Source organism: Campylobacter troglodytis (assembly GCF_006864425.1).
GTDB classification, from domain to species: Bacteria; Campylobacterota; Campylobacteria; order Campylobacterales; family Campylobacteraceae; genus Campylobacter_D; species Campylobacter_D troglodytis.
This window is the reverse complement of sequence record NZ_QHLI01000044.1, coordinates 1-23,697: the sequence shown is the minus strand read 5'-3', so window position 1 is coordinate 23,697 and position 23,697 is coordinate 1. Positions and strand designations below refer to the sequence as shown.

Genomic DNA, 23,697 nt, shown 5'->3' with positions numbered 1-23,697 from the left:
ATTTGCTCTTTTAAGAAGGTGGGGTTTTCGTTTTTCATTGTTTTAGGTGATGTTTATTGTTGTGATTTAAGCTCATATTTGTCCTTTAATTTTGCCCTTCCTTTGCATCTTTGTTTGAATTTTTGCTTTTAATATGCAAAATACCACTCCCAAACCCCTCTTTGCACAAAACATGTTGCAAGACGCGTAGGAAAAATGAGGGGACTTTTTATCTTTTTTTAGCTTTAAAATGGCAAACTCTACAGCTTTTTTGGCTGTGGATTGCCACGCCCCCACTTTGTCAAGTCTCGCAATGACGACACCCATCTCCAACCCCATCCGCAAGGGAGTGGGACTTTTTACACTTTCTATAAAATTCACATCAAATTCACAAAAATGCTTAAAATTCAAGTGACAATTTAGGCAAAAGCCTAAATTTAAGGCTATGAATTTGACAAGGCGAATATACAAAGTGCGTTTTGAATGACAAAAAATGTGAATTTTCAAGTAAAATTCACACAAAGTGTGCATTTTTAAACAAAATATGACAAGGTTTTGTATCTTGAATGTATGTTTTTACTTTGTGTTTTCGCACTTGCAACGGCAAACAGAAACACTTTGTTTTTGCTACCTATGTTTCTTGTCGCCACTTTCAAAGCGGACACCTTGAATACCCACCCCTAACCCCCTTCGCAAGGGAGGGTGCTTTCAAACAAAGCGTGATTTTTTTAAATTTTATAAAAAATTCACAATTCCACACCAAAAACGTTTCAACAAAAGCGAAAATTCGCACTTGAGTGAATTTTTTATAAAAAAATTCACAAAATTCACAATTCCATATAAAAAACGCTTAAACCAAAGTCTTTCCACGCACGAAGTATTGTGGATGAAAAAGTGCTTTTGCGGGGCGTGGATTAAACATATAAGTTTATCAAGCCCCACAAAAGTGCTTTATCACCGAAAGACAAGCGAGAGATTACTTTGAATTAGGGTGTTTGCTAGTAGGCGACAGCCAAAATTCAAAAAATGTTTGCGATTTAATGAAACAAACCCTACATCACAAAAATACTCGGCACTATTGTCGGATACTTTTTAAGTTTGCGAAAAATATGCTTTCTTAAAACCTGCCTAAACTGAGCCTCCATAAATTTTCTATCATTAAGCATTTCATCCTTGGCATTTGTGAAAAAGACGGTTAAAACATCGCTTATTTCCTTTGAAAAGGCTGCATCTTGCTTATCAGCCACCACGCCATAGCTTAAAACCCTTGGCTTGTTTATGAGAGTTTTATTTGCCTTATCTAGCTGGGCGATTACTACCACCACGCCGTTGTCTGCAAGATTTTGCCTGTCGATTACGACATCATCGGCGATTTGCTTGTTGATCTGATTATCCACAAAGACCTTGCCTGTTTTCACTGTCCTTACTCGCTTTATGTATTTTTGACAGATCTCAACCTGATCCCCATTACTCATCAAATAAACATTCCTCTCATCCACACCACAAGCCATAGCTGTTTTTTTGTGGCGGACTATGTGATTGTATTCGCCGTGTACGGGCAGAAAAAATTTGGGCTTGGTAAGATTTAGCATAAGCTTTTGCTCCTCTGCACTTGCGTGTCCGCTGACATGAATTTCGCTAAATTCTTGATAAGCCACCTTTGCACCAGCTTTGAGTAAAAAGTCAAGCACGGCATTTATGCTGCTTTCATTGCCAGGAATCGCCTTTGCTGAGATGATTATTTGATCTGAGGGCTTGATCTTGATGAATTTATGCTCGTCCGTTGCCATTCTGTAAAGTGCGCTCATAGTTTCGCCTTGGCTTCCTGTGGTAACGATTAGAACCTCACTGTCTTTGTGCTTTGCGACCTCGTCCGCGTCAATGAAAATCTTTTTATCTAGCTTAATGTAGCCAAGCTCCATTGTAGTGTAGAGATTTCTCTCCATAGAACGTCCGATGACACAGACCTTTCGTCCATATTTTAGTCCGTAGGTGATGGCTTGATAAACGCGGTGAATGTTCGAGCTAAATGTGCTCATTATCACGCGTCCCTTTGCCTTGGAAAAAATCAGATCAAAGGTCGCTCCCACAGAGCTTTCACTCTTTGTTGAGCCTTCTTTGTAGGAATTTGTGCTATCGCTTAATAGGCACAAAACGCCCTCATCGCCGTAATATGCAAGGCGGTTTAAGTCGCTTGGATAGCCATCAATAGGGGTAAAGTCGATTTTAAAATCCCCAGAATGAACGATATTTCCAGCCCTTGTTTTAATTCCAAGTGCCGAGGCATCAATGACAGAGTGGGTTATGTGTATCCATTCTACCTCAAAATTTCCTATTTTATAGGGCTTTCTTTTTTCTACAGGACGAAAATGCTTTCTTTCTTCTTTTAAGCCGTGCTCTTCAAATTTATTTGAGATCATGCCAAGGGCAAGAGGGGTTGCATAAAGAGGATAGTTAAATTCTTTGTAAAAATAAGGCACCGCTCCTATGTGATCCTCGTGTGCGTGGGTTATGATAACACCTGCTACCTTGTCTTTGATCTTGTGGATATAGTCAAAATCAGGTATTACTATATCAACTCCGTGCATAGCAGCATCAGGAAAGCTTAGTCCAATGTCTATGATGATCGCACTTGTATCATCCTCTATGACCGTGATGTTTCCTCCTATTTCTCCAAGCCCTCCTACTGGGGTGATTCTAATCTTATGTTCGCTAGAATTATTAGATCTAAGAGGATAAAGGCGGTTTTGATGGATAAGCTTATTTGCTTCGATCACCCTTTGCATTTGTAGCTGCCAGGGCTCATCTCCTACTAATTTGCTAGGAAGATTTTTGTTTTTCTTCTTATTTTTTTTCTCACTTTTTTCTGTGCTAAGAGGATTTTGGCTTTGTGAATTTATGATTTTTTCTTTTGAGTGCGTTAAAATTGCCCCTTGCTTATTTAGATTTTCTTCGCTTTTAAGCGAGTTTTCAAGGGATTTTTTCTTGCGTTTGAAACGGTAGTTTTTGTTGGATCTAAGGGCTAGTTCCTTGTCGTTTGCGGTGTTGTTGTGATTTGTTTGCCTATTTTGTGGGTTTTGAGTTTCTTCGTTCATAATGATCCTTTACATTCTCATAAATTTCAAGGAAAGATTTGACGCAAAGTTCGTGTGGGCGCGCATTTGCCTTTAAATTCAGCCTTGCAAAAAGTGCTAAAAGCTGCTCTTTGTGAGATTTTAAATTGCTTAAAAGCTGTTTGCGTGGGGCTTTGAAACACTCACGCAAAAAACGCTCAAAAGAGTTAATTTCGCAAAGATCGCTAAATTCTCGCTCTTTTTGCAAAAAAATCACCGCAGAAGCCACCTTTGGCACAGGCTCAAAACAGCTTGCATCCACTTCAAATAGCAGCTTTGGAGTGCTTATTAAACGCGTTAAAACGCTTAATGCACAAAAATTGCTTTCGCCACTTTTCGCACAAAATTTAAGGGCGACTTCTTTTTGTGTCATCGCTAAAATCGCCTTACAATGCCTATCTTTTAGAGCCTGCAAAATGAGCTTGCTCGCTATGTAATATGGCAAATTCGCCACTAGAATGAAGTCTTGCGTATCAAGGCTTGGAAAAACCTTGCTTGCATCCTCGTTTAAAAGCTCTAAGCTTTTATTTTCGATTTGCTTTTGAAATTTTTTCGCCAAAAGGGGCATTAAGTCGCTATCTATCTCATAAGCACGCACCCTTGCGACCTTCAAAAGCCTTTGCGTCAAATCACCTAAGCCAACCCCAATCTCAACGATTTTGTTCGTCTCTTTGGGAATGGCTTGAATGATTTTATCTAAAACACCTTCATCTTTTAAGAAGTTTTGTCCTAGTGCTTTCTTTGCTTTTATCATTTTTTGCTTTTGTTTTGGATAGCTTATATTTTACTTATACTTGGTAAATCAAAGGAAAATTTAGAAAGAAATTCACAAGGCTTTGTGAATTTTTTGAGATCTTTGTGTTTTGCTGAACTTCTTGCTTTTTTGTTTATAATTTGTTAAAAACTTTTTTGGCGTGAGGCGTGTTTAAAAAATTTGGCGTAAAAATTCCAAAAAACTTTTGGCATAAATCGCCAACAAATGAGTAAGGATCTTGCATTTAAAAATCTTAGTTATAATTAAGCCTTTGTGGGGGAAAAATGCAAATTGTTTGTGCTGGTAAAAATGAGGTTTTTAGCTTTGCAAAGAGTATAGGTGTGGGTTTAATTGAGGCTAGTGTGGGATTAACTCGGCTTTGCCTTGAAAAAAAGCCCGAAAAAATCGTTTTCATAGGAAGCTGTGGGCTTTATAAAAAAAATGATGAAAATGCCTTGAATTTGAAAGCTTACACTGAAAATTCAAGCGATTTTAAGCAAGAGATTCAAAACACAAATATGAGCTTTTTTAAGCAAGAAGCACAAGATAAAAAAGCAAAATTACAAGCTAAAAATACTTGCAAACAAGAGCTTAAGAGTCAAGCTAATCAAAAAGAAAACAATATTTTGAAACTACTTGAGATTTATGAAACTAGACACTGTTTTAACATAGAAGCAAGTAAGCTTATAAGCAACTTTTACAGCCCTGCTGAGTGTGAAATAAATCTTAATGTTTCATATGAAACGAAAAAATGCAATTCGTCAAATTATATCTGCACGGACGAAAACATAGCGGAGAAATTTGTGAGTTTGGGCTTGGAGCTTGAAAATATGGAAGCCTTTGCGGTTTTGAGTGTGGCAAGGCATTTTAAAATTCCCGCCACTTGCTTTTTGTGTGCGACAAATTTTTGCGACAAAGATGCACACGAATTTTTCTTGCTTCATCACGCACAGGCGAAGAAAAATTTAGAAAATTTTTTGCAAGAGAAAAATTTAATTTAAAAACTTAGGGCAAAATGAGTAAAGATTTCAAAGAAAAGACAGTGAATTTAGATCAAAAAAATTCAAAAGTTCTCAATGTAAAGGATCTAAATTCAAGGGCTAAATTTAAAAACACAAAAAAGCCAAAAAATTCAAAAGAACTGAATTCAAATGATTTCAATTTAAATGCCAAACTTAAAAATTTGCAAAATTTAAAAGAATCAAATGATTTAAATTTAAAATCCAAAATAAAAAACTCAGAAAAAACCTTGGCAAAAATTAAAGATACGAAAAATGTTTCAAATTTAAAAGTGGCAAATGCTAAATTGAAACAAAGCGATCTTAAAAAAAATGACACAAAAGCCTTTTCAAATTTAGCTAAAACAAGCTTACAAAAACAAAACTTGCAAGAGGCAAATTCACAAAACTTAAATAGTTTAAACAAAACAGCCTTACAAAAGCAAGATCTTAAAAATGCAAATTCGCAAATTTTAAACTTAAAAAATCAAAACTCAACTATCAATTTTACAGCAATTTCACAAGATACAAGCTCACAAGAAATAATTTCAACTTCTAAATTCACAGCAAACTCACAAAATCAAAATTTATCATACACAGTCAAAGCCTTGCCAAAAATTCAAAACCTTACAAAAAATCCCACAAGGCTAAATTTGCTTGATTTCACAAAAGAGGAACTAGAAGAAATCATCTCCCCAAGGTTTCGTGTGAAACAAATTTTCGAGTGGATTTACCAAAAATACGCCGATGATTTTTCGCAAATGTCATCCTTGCCAAGGCAAATGAGAGAGAATTTAAGCGAAAAATTCCACTTTTCGCCCCTGCAATGCATGAAATTCGAGCAAAGTGCGGACAAGAGCATAAAATATCTTTTTCGTCTAAATGATGGCTTGTTGATAGAGTCCGTGCTTTTGCCTATGAAGCCTGAAATACTTGATGAAAAGGGCAGGGTTTTAAAGCATACTCGCTATACAATTTGCATCTCATCTCAGGTGGGCTGCAAGAGCGGCTGTGCCTTTTGTCTTACCGCAAAGGGAGGCTTTAAGCGAAATTTAACAGCTGGCGAGATAGTAGCACAGGTCTTGTGGATAAAAAAGCAAAACAAACTTCCTTATGAACGCCGTGTAAATCTCGTGTATATGGGTATGGGCGAGCCGCTTGATAATCTTAAAAATGTAGCCAAAGCCGTGCGAATTTTAAGCGATAATAGCGGCTTAGCCATAAGCGTAAAAAGGCAAACCATCAGCACTAGCGGACTTGCGAGGCAGATTAAAGAACTTGGAGAGCTTGATTTGGGTGTGCTTTTGGCGATTTCCTTGCACGCTGTAAATGACAAGCTGCGAAGCGAGCTAATGCCCATAAACAAGGCTTACAATATCGCGGCAATTATGGATGCGGTGCGAAATTTTCCTATAAATGCTAGAAAAAGGGTGATGTTTGAGTATTTGCTAATTGATGGCGTAAATGATGATTTAAGTCAGGCAAGAGAGCTTGTAAGGCTCTTAAATGGCATTAAGGCAAAGGTGAATTTAATACTTTTTAATCCCCACGAAAAAAGCCCCTACAAGCGTCCAAGCCTTGAAAAGGCGCTGAGCTTTCAAGATTTTTTAAGCACAAAGGGGATAAGCTGCACCATTAGGCAAAGCAAGGGGCTTGACATAAGTGCGGCGTGTGGGCAGCTTAAAGAAAGAAGCATAAATAATTCTTAAAGGGCGTTGAAAGGGAAAAAATGACTGTTTTGGATATAGGAGAATTGATCTTTCTTGCTATAGCTGTTGGCATTGGGATAGGGGGGATTATCTATGTGCTTAAAAATGAGAAAAGATAAATTAAGTAGCGTTGTCTTGCGTGTAAATTTGGTGTGAATTTTTTGCTATCGCTTGCGATCAAACGCTCTAATTTGAAGTAATCTCGGGCTTGTCTTTTTGCAGCAAAGTACTTTTGCGGAGCTTGATAAACGCTTCGCTTTCAGTTTTATCCACGCCCCGCAAAAGTACTTTCTTATCAAAAATACTTCGCCCATTGAAACGCTTTTATTTAAGCGTTTTTGTAATTTTTTACGCAAAATGTAGGTAAAAAATTCACACTTTTAGCAAATTTGTAAATTTTTGAGTTGAAAAAGCGTGAATTTTCGCCTTTATTTTGGTGTTTTTAAAATGTAATTTGGCTCTTTTTCAAAAAAGTGTTGATTTGTCATTCTGAGCTACTGGCGAAGAATTTATAAATTCAAAGCATTTCTCCATCAATTCGTAGATTCTTAGCTAAGCTTAGAATGACAAATATGGTATTTATCTAAAATCAATATTTGTTTGGAGCCTAGAATTTTGTGAATTTTACTTTTGTTTCACAAGAAACCTTTTAATCCTTGTGTGAAAATTTACGAATTTGCTATGAATTTTTTCATTGTGGCAGTATATAAAGGTTAGAATTTGAGATTAAGGCTCAGTGAAAATTTTAGATCCACATAGGCAAAAGAAAAATTGATGGCTAGACTTAAAACTTAGTATGTCTTCACAAGAAGGCTTTGAAAAGTAAGCTTACAAAAATTCAGAGCCTTTTTACTTCATTACTATTTCTTTGCATTTTATCCAAGCTATTATATAAAAAATGTAGCAGATTATACCAAATAAAATACATAGCACGAGGAAAATTGTACCAGAGCCAATGCCAAACAAAGTTGATACAAGAGCAGCCCAAAAAGAGTGCATAAAATAAGGCTGCTTTGTGAGATATGCTAATTCTTTGCTGTAAAGATAGTTGAAATAATAAGCAGGAAGTACAATTATCAACAGTATAATATTTCCCCATATATTATCTCCCAATAATTCTTCTACAAAATCTTTCATCAACACTTCGCCATAATTAAGGACTAAATAAAATAAGGCTATAAAGATAGGAAGAAAGGACACAATGGGCAAAATAATGCTAAGCATTAAATTAGAAAGTAAGCCCTTTCTACCAGAAACCCTTTGTAGTTCAAGCACCAGCATAATATGAAAGACAAGAGCCACTATAAGAGGGATGACAAAATAAGCTAAGGCATAGCAAATCATCATTATATACGCCTTTTGTTTGACACTACTTAGATGGTATCTTTGATACTCTATGTTTTTAACGGTTTGTGAATTTTCGCTCTTTTGATAAGAATTTAAATCGTAGTTGCTTTTTGTGTTTTGGCTTTCATTTTCTAAGCCTTCTTGGGAATCTTTGCTTTTTTCACTGCTTTGATCTTTAACTTCATCGTGCCTTGCCTTATCTTCCATTTCAATGCCTTTCATTTTTGTATTTGAAATTCTATATAAGTTTCTTAAAGTGAGGGTTAATTAGAGAAAAATTCACTGAATTTTTTACATAAAAAATGCAAAAATTCACACAAAGCAATAAAATTCACCAGCTTTTAATATAAAATTCATAAAAAATGTTGAAATTCAAAAAGGCTCTTTTGTAAAAAGTGTTGCAAATTAAGAAAATGTTATATTTTGTTATTTTGAGTATGCGACAGCAGACGAAGAAGCTATAAATTCAAGGCATTTGCCTTATCTTGTCATTCTGTGCCAAGAAGCCACGAATTTTGTGGCACAATGCCTTGAATTGACGGCTTATTCGCCTTTCTATGAAAGGCTCAAAATGACAAGGGCGTGGCGAATTTTAACGGTTTTTGACAAAAAAGTTAAATTTAAAAAGCTTGAATTTTTTGTGAATTTTGGCAACAATTCAATGATTTTAAAGCAAGAATTCATAAATTAATTTAAGAAGCGTGAATTTTAAGTTGATTAAAATAGGGTAAAAATTCACAGTGTTTGTAATATTTTTGCTATTTTATGGCTTTTTGTGGTGGGCGATGTCCACTACAAATGTATATCAAAGCTTATAAAAAATTTATAGGGCTAAACAATGCTCTATCAAAAAACTAATTCTTTTAATGTTGAATTTGAAAGGATTTCAAAGTTCATCACTTGGGAAAGATCAACAAATTCAAACAGTTCAAAGAAAGGCAAGATATGCTTTATATTATCATTAAAATTTTGCATCTACTTTGTGCTTGCATAGTCATAGGCTATCTTTTTTATGATGTCTTTGTGTTTAGCTTTTTTAAAAAAAGAAGAAACGAGGCTGAGTTTAAAAGCCTAAAACGCGAGCTTTTAAAGCCTAGCGTCTTGCTTTTTGCTCCTAGCTTTTTACTACTACTTTTAAGTGGGGCGTTTTTGGCGAGCTTTTATATGGGTGGGGATTTGGGCTTTTGGCAAAATTCAGTGCAAAAAATGCTCTGGCTTAAACTTGCCCTCATTGCCTTGCTTTTTATCTTTACACCCATTTCGTTTTGGTATTTGTTGGTGCTTAAAAGGCCTGATCCATTTAGGCGATATTATCATCATTTGGCCTTACTTATTTGCCTTTTTGCCTTGATTTTAGGGAAAATTTTATTTTTGGTATAGTTTTTGCTTTAGCTTAATTAGCTTAATTAGCTTAATTAGATTGTAGGAGATAGATGATGAAGGTTATTTCTAGGATGGCAGCCATTTCTTGCTTGGCTTTGGCTGCAAATGCGCTTGAATTTAACGAGTATGGACACAGATCTATGGCTATGGGAGGTGCTGGAGTAGCAGTGCAAGATAACCCCTATGCCATTTTTTACAACCCAGCCCTAATTGGTTCTAACACAAATGCTAGATTTGGTTATGGTTTGGGAGGGGAGTTTTTTGAGAAAAATTTATTGGATCTTTTCAAGCAAAGATTTAATAATATAGACAATGCCTCCTCCTTAAATAGTCTACTTAGGGATAATTATCTAAGTGTTAAGATTAAGAATGTTTGGGGCTTGAAAGCACCCGAGCTTTTTCCTTATGGGAATTTTGGAGTAGGCTTTGCACAAAGTACCTATGTGGCTTCAAATTTCACAGGCTCTATCCCAAATAATGAGACAAATATAAACAATGCCAATGTCCGCTTTAATATAAGAAGGGTTGATCTTATGGAAATACCTCTTTCTTACGGACTTTCTGTGGAAACCCCCTCAGGAAATCTAAGCTGGGGTGTGGCTTTGAAATTTATGAACATGTCTCATTCTAGTCGCTCTCTTCGCGTTCAAGCAAATACAAATAGAAGGACCATAAGAGACGAGCTTAGAAAAGCTGTAAACGGAGCAGAATCTAGCTATAAGACAAATATAGGCATTGACGCTGGCTTTGTGTATTCGCCTGAGCATATTCCTGATTTTTCCTTGGGTGTGGTAGCTAAGAATTTAAATAGACCTAAATTTACATTCTCAGATGGCAAATTAACTCTGCATCCTCAAGCAAGATTGGGCTTATCTTATAATTTTGAGGACTATTTTACTGTGGCTAGTGATGTTGATCTAACTAGTAATTCCATGCTTTCTCCTTATGGCAAACCTAAGCAAAGATCTCAAAAGGTAGGCATTGGAGCTGAGTTTCATCACCCCTATGTAGATACAAGATGGGGTATAGCAAAGGATCTTCGTCAAAATGACGGAGCTATCTTATCCTTTGGTGCTGGGGTTGGTTTGCTTGAATTTGGAGTGGCTGTTGGAACAAAGGAAGTTAGGGTAAATGATAAGAGGTATCCTAGGTATTTCTCCTTACAAATTGGTGGAAATTTTGAATTCTAGTTTTTTTAAAATTTGAGATTTTTCTATGAATAAAGCTCATTAAAGGATTGAGCTTTAAAACTCTTAGCTTTAACAAATTCTATAAATTTTTAGTGGAATTTGTTAAGCTTTTTGTTCAATTTAACTTAAGCTCTAATAAAAAAGCTTCAAGCTATGATTTGCAAGGTGAAAAACAAAAGTCTGTTACCGAATTGTCTCAAAAGAAATTTAGGAAATTTTTGAAATATTTGTGCTTTGATATTAAAGCTTTTAAAGTTTTAAAAATCACTCAAATTTCAGAGCTTACTCTATGGAGAATCTTTAAGCAACTTAGAATCTTAATCACAATAGAATGTGAAAATATTTCAAAAAGGTGAAATAGAAATTGTTGAGAGTTATTTTTTGCTTCGTTTCATCTTGCAACTGCGTAGCAGAAGGAGCAAAGGCTCATTATAGAGTAAAGCATTCTAAAAATGAGTTTGCAAATGGCAAAATCACATTCTGCCCTGCAGTGCCTTTTGAAGCTATGTGGCAAGCTTTTGCGAGGCTTTAGCCTGCCCACCACGGAGCGAAAACACCTAAATAGAAAATTTCTGAGGTTTTACTAAACATAGCTTAGCTAAATTTAAAGGAAGTAAAATTTTATGCTTCATTTCAAGGAAACTAAATTTAGATCTAATGCCAAAATTAAGCAACAAGATTTGTATAAAATCTTGCTAAAAACGATAAAGCAAAATCCGCTTAAGTTTGGATTGAGCCTATTTTTTGCTACTATGCCTAAATGCTTTGCCTTAATACGACAAGCTAGGCATTATAAAGAAAGCTAAATTTAAGGCCATTTTAATTTGAGAGACTGTGTTTTATTAAAAAAAGCATATTGTCAAATAAGTCTTTTAATATCCTCGCAAAACCACACTTTGCAAGAACTAACAACTCTAATAAAATGGTGCTAGCCAAGCTTTTTAGAAGATTAAAGCTACAAAGAGCCTTCAAGTTAACACAAAAACATTTTTGAAGGTCTAAATTTAGCCAAAGTCTACCACTGTCTTTACTCTAAGTTAGGGAAAGATATAATCATTTTTACAAGTTTTTCTAATCTTTCATCTATAAGCCAAATATATCATTTGCTGTGCATAGAAGAACAAATTTGATAAAGTGGTTTATACAACAAAACTTAGAGCTTTCAAATTAGAGCCTTTAAACAAACTTAGCGAAGACCTTCAAGCTCATATATTTCACAATACCCTCATTTATTCAAGAGTGCTTAAAATTTGTTTTAAACTCTTTATGGAATGCATAAAGATAAAATGCTTCACATTTGATTGCAAGCTTTTGACAAATTTTTTCTTAAACAATTTTTGCGGTGTGTTCTTTTAGTGCTTTATTAAAATCTTTTATATGCTTAAATTTTTTCAAAGCTTAAAACGCATAGTGTGGCTTGATTTATGCTTTTAAGGCTGCTAAAAATTCAGCCCTTATGTCTCTTTTTGAGCTTATATCAAATTTTTCTCCTTCAAATTCAAAGATCAAGCGAATAGAATGCAAACAAAGCCTCTTTGCCCCTGTAAGTGATATTTTTTCTTCTTCGCTAATTTTTTTATCTAAGATCCTCTCAATGTCTGTCTTTTCTAAGCCATACAAGGGCTCGCCTAAAATTTTGTGTTTCATATGAAACAAATGCAAACGAATTTGATGCTGTCTACCTGTGAGCGGACGAGCTAGCACAAGTGAGACATTTAAATCCTCAAAAAATTCAAGCCTCTTAAATTTGGTGATAGCAGATCTTCCTCCCACAGAACAAATTCGCATTCTAGTTTTTACATTATCATAAGAATTTTCCAAATCCATAGCCTCATTTACCTCAAATTCAAGCGGAGTCTTTCCACTTGCAAGGGCTAGATACTCCTTTTGAATTTGCCTTTTTTCAAACAAAGCCTTCAAGCTTCTTTGTGTTTTCTTGTTTTTTGCCACCAGGATCAAACCACTTGTGTCCTTATCAAGCCTATGAGCTATACAAGCTTCTTTACCAAAGAGTTGCCAAATTTCATCGCAAAGGCTGTATGGGCACTGTCTGCCATTTGGATGGGACAATACCCCACTTTCTTTATCAAATACAGCAAAGTTTTGATTATCAAAAATAGGCTTTTGCCCACGAGGATTGTTTTCATAAAGTAAAATTTCAAGCTCTCCACTTAAAAGCTCATTCTTAGCACTCACCACCCTTCCATCACAAAAAAGCCTTCCTTTTGCTATGAGTCTTTGAGCCTCGCTCATAGGGATTTGTAAATTTTGCATTAGGATTTTAAAGGCTGGTTTTTGAGTATTTATAAGTTTAATTTTTTTATAAGCCAAATTTAAACCTTTTATAATTTTATTTAAGCTATAATCATTTTTTCTAAAAATTGTAGCAAAAGGTGCTTAATGATAGCTCGTTACAGCAGAGAAGTGATGGCGAAAAAATGGGACTTGCAGGCGAAGTATAACGCGTGGCTTCAAGTCGAGCTTGCTGCTGTGAAGGCTTGGAATGCTCTTGGGCTTATCGATGATAAAGACTGCGAGAAAATCCTTAAAAATGCCAAATTTGACATAAAACGCATTGACGAGATAGAAAAAGCCACAAAGCACGATGTCATCGCATTTTTAACAAGCGTAAGTGAGAATTTAGGCGAGGAAAGCCGTTTTTTGCACTATGCTATGACCTCAAGTGATTGTATAGACACGGCTCTTGCCTTGCAGGTAAAAGACAGCCTTGAGCTCATCATAGAGGATGTGCAAATTTTGCTTGACGCTCTTAAAAAAAGGGCATTTGAATTTAAAGACACCCTTATGGTAGGACGTAGCCACGGAATTCACGGTGAGCCTATTACCTTTGGGCTTGTTTTGGCTGTGTGGTTTGATGAGCTTAAACACGCTTTAAGCTTACTTAAAAACGCAAAAGAGTGCATAAGCTATGGGAAATTAAGCGGTGCTATGGGAAATTTCGCCCACGCCCCGCTTGAATTTGAGGAAAAAGTGTGCGAGAATTTGGGTTTAAAGCCAGCACCCATTTCAAATCAAATCATCCAGAGAGATAGATACGCTACTGTCATATCAGCACTTGGCGTTTTAGCAGCAAGTTGCGAGAAAATCGCTGTGAATATAAGGCATTTGCAAAGAACCGAAGTGTATGAGGCGGAGGAGTTTTTTTCTCAAGGACAAAAGGGAAGCAGTGCTATGCCCCACAAAAGAAATCCCGTGTTAAGCGAGAATATCACAGGGCTTTGCCGCGTAATTCGCTCTTTTGTAACGCCAGCCCTTGAAAATGTCGCACTTTGGCACGAAAGGGACATTAGCCATAGCAGTGTGGAAAGATTTATACTTCCTGATGCCTTTGTAACGGCGGATTTTATGCTCATTCGCCTTGGAAATTTAATAAAAAATTTGCTTGTTTATCCTAAAAATATGATGAAAAATTTAAGGCTCACAGGAGGGCTTGTCTTTTCTCAAAGGGTGCTTTTGCAGCTACCATTAAAGGGCATAAGCCGTGAGGATGCCTATAAAATCGTGCAACGCAATGCTATGAGGGTGTGGGAGGACTTGCAAAATGGCAAAAATGCTGTGAATGACAAGGGAGAGAGCTTATTTTTACAGGCTTTGTTAAATGATGATGAGTTAAAAGTAAAGATGAGTGTGCAAGATTTAAAAGAGTGTTTTGATTTTGGATATTTTACAAAGAATGTTGATGCGATTTTTGGAAGGGTTTTTGTAGATTGAAGGAGGGGTTATGAGGGTTGTAAAAAGAAGTGGACGCTTTGAAGAATTAGATATTTCTAAGATTAGAAAATGCACTACCGATGCTGTTAAGGGGCTTAATGAGGTAAATTTAAGTGAGCTAGAACTTGATGCAAAAATTCAGTTTAGAGATGGAATTTCAACCAAAGAAATTCAAGAAACACTAATTAAAACTGCAGTAGATAAGATAGATGTGAACTGTCCTGATTGGACCTTTGTTGCAGCAAGGCTTTTTTTATATAGCTTACACAAGAGGGTAAGTGGGATAAACCGCTATAATCACCTAAGAGAATATTTTGAAAAAGGAGAAAAGGAAGGGCGGATTTTGCTTGGACTTAAAGAAAAATACGACCTAGATGATTTAAACAACTACATTAAGCCAGAAAGGGACTTGCAATTTACCTATCTTGGCATAAAGACCCTTTATGATAGGTATTTGATTAAGGACAAAAAGGGCGAGCCGATTGAGCTACCTCAGCAAATGTTTATGGGCATTGCTATGTTTTTGGCTCAAAATGAGTTTAATCCCCAAGAATGGGCAAAGAAATTCTACGACTTAATCTCCAAATTTGAAGTAATGCTAGCCACCCCAACACTCTCAAACGCTCGCACCACACGTCATCAGCTCTCATCTTGCTACATAGGAAGCACTAGCGATAACATTGAGGGCATATTTGATTCTTACAAAGAAATGGCACTGCTTTCTAAATTTGGAGGGGGCATAGGCTGGGATTGGAGCAAGGTTCGTGCTATGGGAGGTAGCATTGATGGGCATAAAAACGCAGCAGGTGGCATAATTCCTTTTTTAAAAATCACAAACGACATAGCCGTGGCTGTCGATCAACTCGGCACTCGCAAGGGTGCAATCGCTGTTTATATAGAGCCTTGGCATATGGACATACATGATTTTATAGATCTTCGTAAAAATTCAGGCGAGGAGAGAAGAAGAGCACACGAGCTTTTTCCCTCACTTTGGATAAATGATTTGTTTATGAAGAGGGTTAAGGATAATGACAAGTGGACCTTGTTTGATCCCGCTGAGACAGGGGATTTATGCGATCTTTATGGAAAAGAATTTGAGAAAAGATATGAAGAGTATGAAAAAGATGATGAGGTGGCAAAAGAAATAGTTGATGCAAAGGATCTTTGGAAGAAGATTCTGCTTAATTATTTTGAAACAGGCTTACCCTTTTTATGCTTTAAAGATACAGCCAACCGCACAAACCCAAACCCCCACGTAGGCATAATTAGAAGCTCAAATTTATGCACTGAGATCTTTCAAAACACAGAGCCAAATTATTATCAAATAAGAGTTGTTTTTGATGATAAAACAGAATTGCATCTTGATGAGGAAGAAGAAATTAAGATCGACACAGGTTTTATAAAAAAGGCTAAAAAGATCTCAACCCTTGACAGTATAAATGGCAAAAAGGTTTATATAGTAGAAAAATTCAAAAACGAGGGCAAGACCGCTGTTTGTAATCTTGCTAGTATAAATTTAAGCAAGATCAACACCAAAGAAGACATTCAAAGGGTTGTCCCAACAGCTGTTAGAATGCTTGATAATGTCATAGATCTAAATTTTTATCCTCATATGAAGGTAAAGGATACAAATTTAAGATCTCGCAGCATAGGGCTTGGAGTGATGGGCGAGGCTCAAATGCTAGCAGAAAATCACATTTATTGGGGTAGTGAGGAGCATTTTCACAAGATAGATAGGATTATGGAGTATATTAGCTTTGAGTGCATACAGGCTAGTTCGGATCTAGCCTTTGAAAAGGGCTCTTATCCTGATTTTAAGGGTTCAAATTGGAGCAGGGGCATCTTTCCCATAGATCTGGCAAATCCAAAGGCAAAGGCACTGACTTTAAGAGAGGGGCTTTTTGATCAAAGCGACTGTGATTGGGAGAAATTACGCGAAAGGGTGAAAAACAACGGGATGCGAAATGGCTATTTAATGGCCATCGCACCAACATCGAGCATTTCCATACTAGTAGGCACCACCCAAACCATAGAGCCTATATACAAAAAAAAGTGGTTCGAGCAAAATTTAAGCGGTATGATACCTGTTGTGGTGCCAAAGCTAGATCTTAATTCTTGGGATTATTATACCTCAGCCTATGAGCTTGATCAAAAGATACTCATAAAGGCTGCTGCCATTCGTGCAAAATGGATAGATCAGGGACAAAGCCTAAATATCTTTATGTCGCTTGACAAGGCAAGTGGGGGATATCTTAATGAGATTTACACCCTTGCACATGAACTTGGTGTAAAATCGACTTATTATTTAAGAAGCGAAAGCCCGGATAGTGCAAAGGTGGATGTGGCAGACCGTAGCATTGAGTGTGAGGGGTGTCAGTAGCGGATTTATGGCATTGTAACGGCTTGTCTTGCGGATGCTTTTGTTGAATTTTGGCTTGAATTTTAGGTGTTTCTTGTGAATTTTTGCATTTCTTTTAGGCTAAATTCATAAGGCAGGCTCGTCTTTTGGCTAAAAATCCTTTTTGACAAACTTCGGCAGACCGCATTCTTTAGTCTAGTCTCGTTTGCCAAAAAGGATTTTTCGCTCAAAATACTGCACCTTTGATTTAATTTAATGGAAAATTCACGCTTTTAAGCGAATTTGTGAATTTTAGCGTTAAAAAGCGTGAATTTTCGCCTTTGTTTTGACAAATCTGTGAAATCTAGGCTTTAAAATCATAAAAATTCACACCACGCCGTCATTGCTAGCCTTGACAAAGTGGGGGCGTGGCAATCCACAACCAAAAAAGCTGTAGATTTTGCCATTTTAAAGTTAGAAAAAAGATGGCACCCTCCCTTGCGGAGGGGGTTGGGGGTGGGTCGTCATTGCGAGACTTCGCTTTGCGAAGTCGTGGCAATCCATAAAATTCACAAGGCTGGCTCGTCTTTGTGCGGATTACTGAAAACGGAGGACAGATAACGGACTTTTAATTTTTCTATGGCTTTATTTTGACAAAAATTCAGTATTTCGTTTTCCGTAGTTTGTATTCTGTATGCACCTTTGACTTAAATTTAACTGAAAATTAAGGTTTTGCGTGAATTTTCGCTTTGCTGTTAGCCTTTGTTGACATAACATTTTTTAATTTTCACCCTATCCTTAAAGTGCTAAAATATAAGCTTGTAATTTTTATAAAAATTCACGCAAATATAAATTTTTTAGGGCTTGGTTGTGAATTTTAGCTGTGAATTTTTTGCAATGTTTCTAAGTTTTAAATGTTGGCTCAAGATACTTTAATTTGATACAAGATCATTTTAAAGTATAAAGAGTTAGATGAAAAAACAAGTATATGATTCATTCCCTAATTGTCTCAAAAGAAATTTAAGGAATTACGAAGTATGTTTTTGTTTCGTTAAGCCTCTTGCAATTTGCAAGAAGCCTTGATTTAGAGGCGAAAAGACGCTCAAATTTGCAAAATAACTCGTGCTTGTGTGAATAGAATTTTGCTAGAAATTCGCATTTTAACCTTTAAAGAGTGCGAAAAAATCAGCAAGACGAAGTTTCTTTAGAAAATGAGCGGTTGAAGAGGGTGAAAGTTACTTTTTACTTCGTTACACTTGTAACTGTTAGCAGAAGGTGCAAGGCGTGTTTGTGGAAAAAGGGGGGCGTGGGGCTGGAAAAAAGAGACCTTTGTTTTTACTTCGTTCAGCCTCTTGTCCCTCTGCGAGAAGGTATGCTAAAACGCAATCGCACGAGTTTATACGCTAAAACACTTGCTCTGTCAAAGAGCTGTTGCCTATAATAAGGGACTTGGCGGAGCTTAAAGAAAGTGAAATTTACAGGAAGACTTCAAGGCTTATGATGGTTTGGTGGATTTCGGCACAAAGGCACATTACCGAGTAAAGCATAACAAAAACGAGTTTGCAAAGGGACACAACCACATAAACGAAATTGTGAATTTCTAGGGCTTTGCAAAGTTAACACTTGCCAAATTTCATGGCTAAAGAGAAAATTTTGCCCTTCACTTAAAAAAAACAGAATTAAGATGAAAAATTTAGGACAAAATCTTTATCAAAGTTTGCTAAAATCGATAAGAGAAAATCCTATTAAAGTATCTTAAGCCAAATGTTTTATAATTCTAAGCTCAGCCTTTAAATTCAAGTTTCTTTCTTGCAAATTTTTCTCATAAATTCTAAATATTTTAGCCCTCAATGATCTAAACAAGGAAGAAAAAAGTCCGATATACAAAATGAAACTAATCAAAAGGAGGTTTATGATGGTTTCAAGTGTAGGAAGTAATGCATCATTACTTGTTGCGACAAGCACGAATGCCCTTAAAAATGCTGTTGATTCTAGCGAAGAAGCAGTAGCGGCTATACTAGAAACTCCTTCATCAGGAGATACTAGCAGTAGTAGCAATGGGGGATTAGACATTTATGCTTAAGAGTCCGAAAGGACTCTTAAAATTTTAGTCTTTAATATAGCTACAAAATATCAAAGCACTTTGAAAATTAGCGTTAAAAGCTAAAAATTCAAGCCTTTAAATTCACAGCACCACCCTCATTAAAACAATAACTTATCCTTAAAACTAGCCTTTTAAAAGCTTTCGCTAAGTTTCTCATTCTTTTGACTCTTTTTCAAAAAAGTCTAAATTTAAAGGGAACAAAATTCAATTCAAGGCAAAGCAAAAAGATAGCTTTATCATTCTTAGATCTTTGCGGATGCTTAAAAAATTCACTGATGTGAATTTTTATGATCTTGTGAGCTTTTTCTTGAGAAAATGTCAAGCTTCTTTACTTCTTGTAATAATGATAAATTCAAATTTAATGCTTTTTTAGAAACTAGCCTTCTTTGGAATTGAATTTAAATCAAGGTTTAAAAGCCTTCTTGTTTGATAAACAATAAGCTAATTTAAATGCTTAAAAACAAAAAATTCTTTTGATAAACAAGCTCCTTTGCCAAAGAAGCCGTGCATTGTGGGAGAAACTTCACTTTTAACTTCGTTTTCTAAAAAAACTTGGCTTTGAGATATTTTTTAGGCTCTATAATCCTTGCTGGATCGCAAGCTTAATACAACAAGGCTTTTTAAGATACTTTGCCTATATGTCTTTAAAATGCTTTCTATGTGCTAAGATAAATAAAAGATAAATTCTTTTTTACAAAGAAGCCAAAATGCCAAGCTTTATATGTGCTAAATTTAATTAAAGTTTCCTTTTAACTACTCACAAAGTATCAAAAATCACAGTTTTACCATAAAATTAACCTTTATTTAATCATTTTTAAAGTATAATTAAGTTTAAAAACCACAAGGCAAGAAAAAATATGACAAAGATTAAAGAGCTTATACACAGCGAGACCTTTCCTGGCGTTTTACTCATATTTTTTACCCTACTTGCGCTTTTTTGTCAAAATACCTTTTTAAGTGTCATTTATGAGCATTTTTTGCATATAGAGATCAGCTTTGAGGCAAATGATTTTAGAATTTCAAAGAGCTTGGTGCATTGGATAAATGATGGGCTTATTGCGATTTTTTTCCTCTGTATAGGGCTTGAGCTTAAATACGAGGTTTTAAGAGGACAGCTTCGTAACATAAGGTCTGTTTCCTTGCCTATTTTTGGAGCCCTTGGAGGTATGATAGTTCCTGCTTTGATCTTCACTGCTATAAATATAGAAGATAATTACGCCTTAAAAGGCTGGGCTATACCAACGGCAACTGACATAGCCTTTGCTGTTGGCATAGTTATACTCTTAGGAAGCAAGATTCCAAGTTCCTTAAAGCTTTTTTTACTTTCACTGGCTATCTTTGATGATCTAGGAGCCATAGTCATCATAGCCTTATTTTACACAAGTGAGCTTTCCTTGGCTGCTGGCATAGTTTGCGTGCTTTGTATAGGAGCCTTGTGTTTGCTTAATTATCTTCGTGTAAGCAAACTGCCTTTTTATTTCATAGTGGGCGTGATCTTGTGGATAGCTATGCTTGAAAGTGGGGTTCATGCTACCCTGTCTGGGGTCATAGTGTCTTTATTTATACCCCTAGAAAGAAAGAATGAGGAGCCTTTTTTAAAGGCACTTTATGCGGATTTAAACCCCTGGGTTATTTATTTTATCTTGCCTCTTTTTGCCTTTACAAATGCTGGTGTAGATCTTAGGGGTATGGATCTTAACTCCTTGTTTTCATCCGTTAGCCTTGGCATCTTCTTGGGGCTTTTCATAGGCAAGCAGTGTGGGGTGTTTTTATTCTCTTGGCTTAGTATAAAGCTAAGACTTGCTCATTTGCCACATAATGTAAGCTATGCACAGTTTTACGGCATTTGCATACTAACAGGCATAGGCTTTACTATGTCCTTGTTTATTGACGGGCTTGCTTATTCAGATCTTGATGCTTTTGGACAAGCTGATAAATTAGCCATCTTACTTGCAAGCTTTATGAGTGCTATAGTGGCTTATGTGTATTTAAAATTCATAAAAACTGAGATAAAGGTGTAGGCTGTGGAAAAGATCAAAGCTCTTGTAAAAAATGACGCCCTTGGTGGTATCTTGCTGATACTCTTTACTGTCTTGGCCCTATGGGTGGAAAATGGCATTTACAACGGCTTTTATAACGAGTTTTTAAATTTGCCTGTTGGCTTTAAGATAGGTTCTTTTGAGCTTTTCAAGCCCTTTTTACTGTGGATAAATGACGGACTTATAGCTATCTTCTTCTTTGCCATAGGGCTTGAGTTAAAAAAAGAATTCACGCAAGGAGATTTTAGAGACCCAAAGCACATCATCTTGCCCCTTTTTGGAGCCCTTGGAGGCATTATAGTTCCTGCTTTGATCTTTGCTTTGATAAATTATGATGATAGCTATGCACTCAGAGGCTGGGCTATACCAACAGCAACTGATACAGCCTTTGCCTTGGCTATTTTGATTATGGTTGGAGGCAGTAGAATTCCAAGTTCTTTGAAGATCTTCTTGCTTTCCTTGGCTATCTTTGATGATGTGGGTGCGATCTTAATCATAGCCATTTTTTATACAAGTAAGCTTTCTATCTTTGCTTTGGTAACTGCTGGGGTTATACTTATAGTGCTATTGCTTTTGAATTTATTTAGGATCACAAGACCTTCTTTTTATCTAATCTGTTCTATCATCTTGTGGGTTAGCGTATTAAAAAGCGGGGTTCATGCTACCTTAGCAGGGCTTATTACAGCCTTTTTTATACCCTTATATACTAAGGATGGAGAGCCATTTTTAGAAGAAATTTATCAAAGCTTGAAATTTTGGCTAGCCTTTGTGATCTTGCCTCTTTTTGCCTTTGCAAATGCAGGGGTTGATCTATCTAAGATCGAGCTTTCAAATATCTTCTCTCAAGTAAGCATAGGCATCTTCTTAGGGCTTTTCATAGGCAAACAGCTTGGGGTCTTTTTCTTCTCCTGGCTTAGTATAAAGCTAAGACTTACCCATCTTCCAAGCGGTGCAAGCTTCAAGCAGCTTTATGGGGTTTGCATACTAACAGGCATAGGCTTTACTATGTCCTTGTTTATTGACGGACTTGCCTATGCTGCAGCTGACACATTTAATTACGCTGATAATTTGGCTATTTTGATGGCTTCATTTTGTTCTGGCATAGTGGGCTTTATTTATCTTAGGTTTTTTGCAAAATGATAAAAAAGCTCCAACTTTTCCTAAGCCTTCTTCTTTTTGTTCTTATCTTCAATGCTTGTTCTGCAACTAGTCATAATAAAACAGTAAGCAAGCTAAGTAATAAAAATATAAGCTCAAAGCTCATAACAGTTCAAAAACAGTGGCAAAAAACTCCCTACCGCTTAGGTGGGGTAAATGCTAAGGGTGCTGATTGCTCTGGCTTTACTCAAACTGTGCTCTCTCAGCACTTTAACACCAAGATCCCAAGAACAACAGTTATGCAAATGAAGGGCGGAAAAAAGATCTCAAAGGGGGCTTTGAAGAGCGGAGATCTGCTCTTTTTTCAAACAGGAAGGGGACCTAATGGACTTCATGTTGGCATTTATGTGCAAAATGATGAGTTTATACACCTATCCACCAAGGGTGGGGTAAAAAAGGTGTCCTTGAATAATAGCTACTGGAAGCCTAAATACCTAGGAGCAAGACGGTATATTAAATGACTGTTGGGGTATTTGACAGTGGGGTTGGTGGTTTAACTGTTTTAAAAAGTCTGCTTGAAGCAAGGCTCTTTGATGAGCTTGTTTATTATGGCGATACTGCAAGGGTTCCTTATGGGGTAAAGGATAAGGATACCATTATCCGCTTTTCGCTTGAGGCCTTGGAGTTTTTCAAGCCCTTTAAGCTTGATCTGCTTGTAATTGCTTGCAATACTGTTAGTGCTTATGCCTTGGATCAATTAAGAAAAAATGCTGATTTTGCGGTATTTGGAGTGATTGATGCTGGGATTTTGGCTGTAAAAGAGGCCTTAAAGGATAAAAACAGCCAAATTTTAGTACTTGGCACAAGGGCGACCATAAGCTCAAAACAGTATCAAAAAAGGCTTTTAAGGGCTGGTTTTAATAATATTACTGCTCTTGCTACCGGGCTTTTTGTGCCTATGGTTGAGGAGGGCATATTTGAAGGACAGCTTGTAGAAAGCTTGTTTGATCATTATTTTAAGCCCTTGAATTTAAGGCAAAATTTAGATCTAAAAGAAGCAAATTCTTTAATAAACTCTAAAAACACAAGCCTTTTTGAAGAAAAACTCTTACTTGAAAGAAGCTCACATACAAATTCAAGCCACTGCTTTACTGAACTACAAACTAAGAATTTTAATCAAGAAGCAAGGCTTAACAAACGAGAAAGCACCAAAGAATTTAAAGAGGATAAGCACTCACAAGCAAAAATAGATGCCTTGATACTGGGCTGTACTCATTTTCCTCTTTTAAGCAAGTCCTTGCAGGGCTATTTTGGAGAAAAGACAAGATTAATCCACTCAGGAGATGCCATAGCCGATCAGCTTCAACGCAAATTCAAGCTTAAAAGGCAAAGGCTTAAAAGCAAGGTTAAATTCTACGCTTCAAGCGATCTTAGGGCCTTAAAAAACACGGCTAAACTTTGGCTTGGTGTATAAATTTAAAACTTTGTAGGGTTTTAAGATTAATGGTGTTAAATTTAAGTAAAATTCACAGCACAACAAAGCCTTAATACTTAAGACTAGCTTTTGGCTATTTAAACAAAGATCTTTTTAGGTTTCAAGCTTGAATTTATCGCAATTTTTATAGCTTGTAATCAAAATAACAAGGCCTTATTTTAGGCTTTAAAAGTATAAAAACAGTTTATAAGTTTAAAGTTAAAATGCATTAAAAGAAGTTTCAAGTTGGGTAAGTTGCAAGATTTAAGATCTAAGCCTTGAATTTTAAATCCTAAATTTAAAAACACTTAATTTAAAGCAACCAAACAAAATTAAATTTAAAAGCCTTTAAATTCAAAACAAGCTCAAAGCTTAGAAGATAAAATTTAAACGCATTAAAAATTCAAGTTTTTAAATTCAAAACATTCAAGGCTTTGAT

At 36.1% G+C, this 23,697-nt stretch carries 18 protein-coding genes and 2 pseudogenes; 14 read left to right on the top strand and 6 right to left on the bottom strand.

Features of this window, described 5'->3' with window-relative positions:
• Positions 1-72: 72 nt before the first annotated feature.
• Positions 73-501 carry a hypothetical protein gene (locus DMC01_RS09185; protein WP_142693936.1) on the bottom strand — a complete coding sequence of 143 codons (429 nt, stop codon included), beginning with the start codon at positions 499-501 and terminating at the stop codon, positions 73-75.
• A 44-nt stretch (positions 502-545) separates the two neighbouring features.
• Here DMC01_RS09185 and DMC01_RS09180 point away from each other — a divergent pair, with 44 nt between their 5' ends.
• On the top strand, positions 546-776 hold the full coding sequence (locus DMC01_RS09180; protein ID WP_142693935.1) for a hypothetical protein: 231 nt from the start codon (positions 546-548) through the stop codon (positions 774-776).
• 255 nt (positions 777-1,031) lie between these two features.
• Here the strand turns inward: DMC01_RS09180 and DMC01_RS09175 are convergent, their stop codons facing one another.
• Both DMC01_RS09175 and rsmA read right to left on the bottom strand, forming a co-directional pair.
• On the bottom strand, positions 1,032-3,074 hold the full coding sequence (locus DMC01_RS09175; protein ID WP_142693934.1) for a ribonuclease J: 2,043 nt from the start codon (positions 3,072-3,074) through the stop codon (positions 1,032-1,034).
• Positions 3,043-3,846 (bottom strand): 16S rRNA (adenine(1518)-N(6)/adenine(1519)-N(6))-dimethyltransferase RsmA, encoded by an 804-nt coding sequence (rsmA, locus tag DMC01_RS09170; protein ID WP_142693933.1) that lies wholly within the window; start codon positions 3,844-3,846, stop codon positions 3,043-3,045. The genes DMC01_RS09175 and rsmA overlap by 32 nt, the downstream gene beginning before the upstream one ends.
• A 284-nt stretch (positions 3,847-4,130) precedes the next feature.
• On the opposite strand from rsmA, the gene DMC01_RS09165 reads away from it, so the two are divergent.
• Both DMC01_RS09165 and rlmN read left to right on the top strand, forming a co-directional pair.
• Positions 4,131-4,847, top strand: a complete 717-nt coding sequence (locus DMC01_RS09165) for a phosphorylase family protein (RefSeq protein ID WP_142693932.1) — start codon at positions 4,131-4,133, stop codon at positions 4,845-4,847.
• A gap of 614 nt (positions 4,848-5,461) precedes the next feature.
• A complete protein-coding gene (gene rlmN, locus DMC01_RS15235) occupies positions 5,462-6,553 on the top strand; it encodes a dual-specificity RNA methyltransferase RlmN (RefSeq protein WP_246059158.1) in 1,092 nt (363 codons plus the stop codon).
• 849 nt (positions 6,554-7,402) lie between these two features.
• Here rlmN and DMC01_RS09155 read toward each other — a convergent pair.
• Complete coding sequence (locus DMC01_RS09155) at positions 7,403-8,107, bottom strand: hypothetical protein (protein ID WP_142693930.1); 705 nt, start codon at positions 8,105-8,107, stop codon at positions 7,403-7,405.
• Between the two features lie 738 nt (positions 8,108-8,845).
• On the opposite strand from DMC01_RS09155, the gene DMC01_RS09150 reads away from it, so the two are divergent.
• The 3 genes and pseudogenes from DMC01_RS09150 to DMC01_RS09140 all read left to right on the top strand — a co-directional run.
• Positions 8,846-9,280 carry a trehalose-6-phosphate synthase gene (locus tag DMC01_RS09150; protein WP_142693929.1) on the top strand — a complete coding sequence of 145 codons (435 nt, stop codon included), beginning with the start codon at positions 8,846-8,848 and terminating at the stop codon, positions 9,278-9,280.
• Between the two features lie 53 nt (positions 9,281-9,333).
• Positions 9,334-10,473: a conjugal transfer protein TraF gene (traF, locus tag DMC01_RS09145; protein ID WP_142693928.1), complete on the top strand. Its 1,140-nt coding sequence runs from the start codon at positions 9,334-9,336 to the stop codon at positions 10,471-10,473.
• 158 nt (positions 10,474-10,631) lie between these two features.
• Positions 10,632-11,204: pseudogene (locus tag DMC01_RS09140) on the top strand (hypothetical protein); the annotation flags it as partial.
• A 691-nt stretch (positions 11,205-11,895) separates the two neighbouring features.
• Here DMC01_RS09140 and DMC01_RS09135 read toward each other — a convergent pair.
• Positions 11,896-12,804 (bottom strand): RluA family pseudouridine synthase, encoded by a 909-nt coding sequence (locus tag DMC01_RS09135; RefSeq protein ID WP_142693927.1) that lies wholly within the window; start codon positions 12,802-12,804, stop codon positions 11,896-11,898.
• Between the two features lie 69 nt (positions 12,805-12,873).
• On the opposite strand from DMC01_RS09135, the gene purB reads away from it, so the two are divergent.
• Positions 12,874-14,205, top strand: a complete 1,332-nt coding sequence (gene purB / locus DMC01_RS09130) for an adenylosuccinate lyase (RefSeq protein WP_142693926.1) — start codon at positions 12,874-12,876, stop codon at positions 14,203-14,205.
• 10 nt (positions 14,206-14,215) lie between these two features.
• Entirely contained in the window at positions 14,216-16,585 is a 2,370-nt protein-coding gene (locus DMC01_RS09125) for a ribonucleoside-diphosphate reductase subunit alpha (RefSeq protein ID WP_142693925.1), read from the top strand.
• 62 nt (positions 16,586-16,647) lie between these two features.
• Here the strand turns inward: DMC01_RS09125 and DMC01_RS13605 are convergent, their stop codons facing one another.
• Entirely contained in the window at positions 16,648-16,794 is a 147-nt protein-coding gene (locus tag DMC01_RS13605; protein ID WP_185908847.1) for a hypothetical protein, read from the bottom strand.
• Positions 16,795-16,963: 169 nt separating this feature from the next.
• On the opposite strand from DMC01_RS13605, the gene DMC01_RS09120 reads away from it, so the two are divergent.
• The 6 genes and pseudogenes from DMC01_RS09120 to murI all read left to right on the top strand — a co-directional run.
• Positions 16,964-17,164, top strand: coding sequence for a hypothetical protein (locus DMC01_RS09120; RefSeq protein ID WP_142693924.1), 201 nt, complete (start codon positions 16,964-16,966; stop codon positions 17,162-17,164).
• Positions 17,165-18,455: 1,291 nt separating this feature from the next.
• Positions 18,456-18,626: a hypothetical protein gene (locus DMC01_RS13600; RefSeq protein ID WP_185908846.1), complete on the top strand. Its 171-nt coding sequence runs from the start codon at positions 18,456-18,458 to the stop codon at positions 18,624-18,626.
• Positions 18,627-19,504: 878 nt separating this feature from the next.
• Complete coding sequence (gene nhaA, locus DMC01_RS09115) at positions 19,505-20,668, top strand: Na+/H+ antiporter NhaA (protein ID WP_142693923.1); 1,164 nt, start codon at positions 19,505-19,507, stop codon at positions 20,666-20,668.
• Between the two features lie 3 nt (positions 20,669-20,671).
• Positions 20,672-21,826, top strand: coding sequence for a Na+/H+ antiporter NhaA (gene nhaA, locus DMC01_RS09110; protein WP_142693922.1), 1,155 nt, complete (start codon positions 20,672-20,674; stop codon positions 21,824-21,826).
• Entirely contained in the window at positions 21,823-22,305 is a 483-nt protein-coding gene (locus tag DMC01_RS09105) for a C40 family peptidase (RefSeq protein WP_142693921.1), read from the top strand. The genes nhaA (DMC01_RS09110) and DMC01_RS09105 overlap by 4 nt, the downstream gene beginning before the upstream one ends.
• Positions 22,302-22,811: pseudogene (murI, locus tag DMC01_RS15225) on the top strand (glutamate racemase); the annotation flags it as partial. The gene DMC01_RS09105 and the pseudogene murI, both read left to right, overlap by 4 nt.
• Between the last annotated feature and the right edge of the window lie 886 nt (positions 22,812-23,697).

What these genes read in the sequence shown, in the direction of transcription:
- traF (WP_142693928.1), top strand. Translation starts at nt 9,334, where the DNA reads ATGATGAAGGTTATTTCTAGGATGGCAGCCATTTCTTGCTTGGCTTTG.
- DMC01_RS09150 (WP_142693929.1), top strand. Translation starts at nt 8,846, where the DNA reads ATGCTTTATATTATCATTAAAATTTTGCATCTACTTTGTGCTTGCATA.
- DMC01_RS13600 (WP_185908846.1), top strand. Translation starts at nt 18,456, where the DNA reads ATGATGGTTTCAAGTGTAGGAAGTAATGCATCATTACTTGTTGCGACA.
- DMC01_RS09155 (WP_142693930.1), bottom strand. Translation starts at nt 8,107, where the DNA reads ATGGAAGATAAGGCAAGGCACGATGAAGTTAAAGATCAAAGCAGTGAA.
- DMC01_RS09125 (WP_142693925.1), top strand. Translation starts at nt 14,216, where the DNA reads ATGAGGGTTGTAAAAAGAAGTGGACGCTTTGAAGAATTAGATATTTCT.
- DMC01_RS09180 (WP_142693935.1), top strand. Translation starts at nt 546, where the DNA reads ATGTATGTTTTTACTTTGTGTTTTCGCACTTGCAACGGCAAACAGAAA.
- DMC01_RS09175 (WP_142693934.1), bottom strand. Translation starts at nt 3,074, where the DNA reads ATGAACGAAGAAACTCAAAACCCACAAAATAGGCAAACAAATCACAAC.
- nhaA (WP_142693923.1), top strand. Translation starts at nt 19,505, where the DNA reads ATGACAAAGATTAAAGAGCTTATACACAGCGAGACCTTTCCTGGCGTT.
- purB (WP_142693926.1), top strand. Translation starts at nt 12,874, where the DNA reads ATGATAGCTCGTTACAGCAGAGAAGTGATGGCGAAAAAATGGGACTTG.
- DMC01_RS09165 (WP_142693932.1), top strand. Translation starts at nt 4,131, where the DNA reads ATGCAAATTGTTTGTGCTGGTAAAAATGAGGTTTTTAGCTTTGCAAAG.
- DMC01_RS09105 (WP_142693921.1), top strand. Translation starts at nt 21,823, where the DNA reads ATGATAAAAAAGCTCCAACTTTTCCTAAGCCTTCTTCTTTTTGTTCTT.
- rsmA (WP_142693933.1), bottom strand. Translation starts at nt 3,846, where the DNA reads ATGATAAAAGCAAAGAAAGCACTAGGACAAAACTTCTTAAAAGATGAA.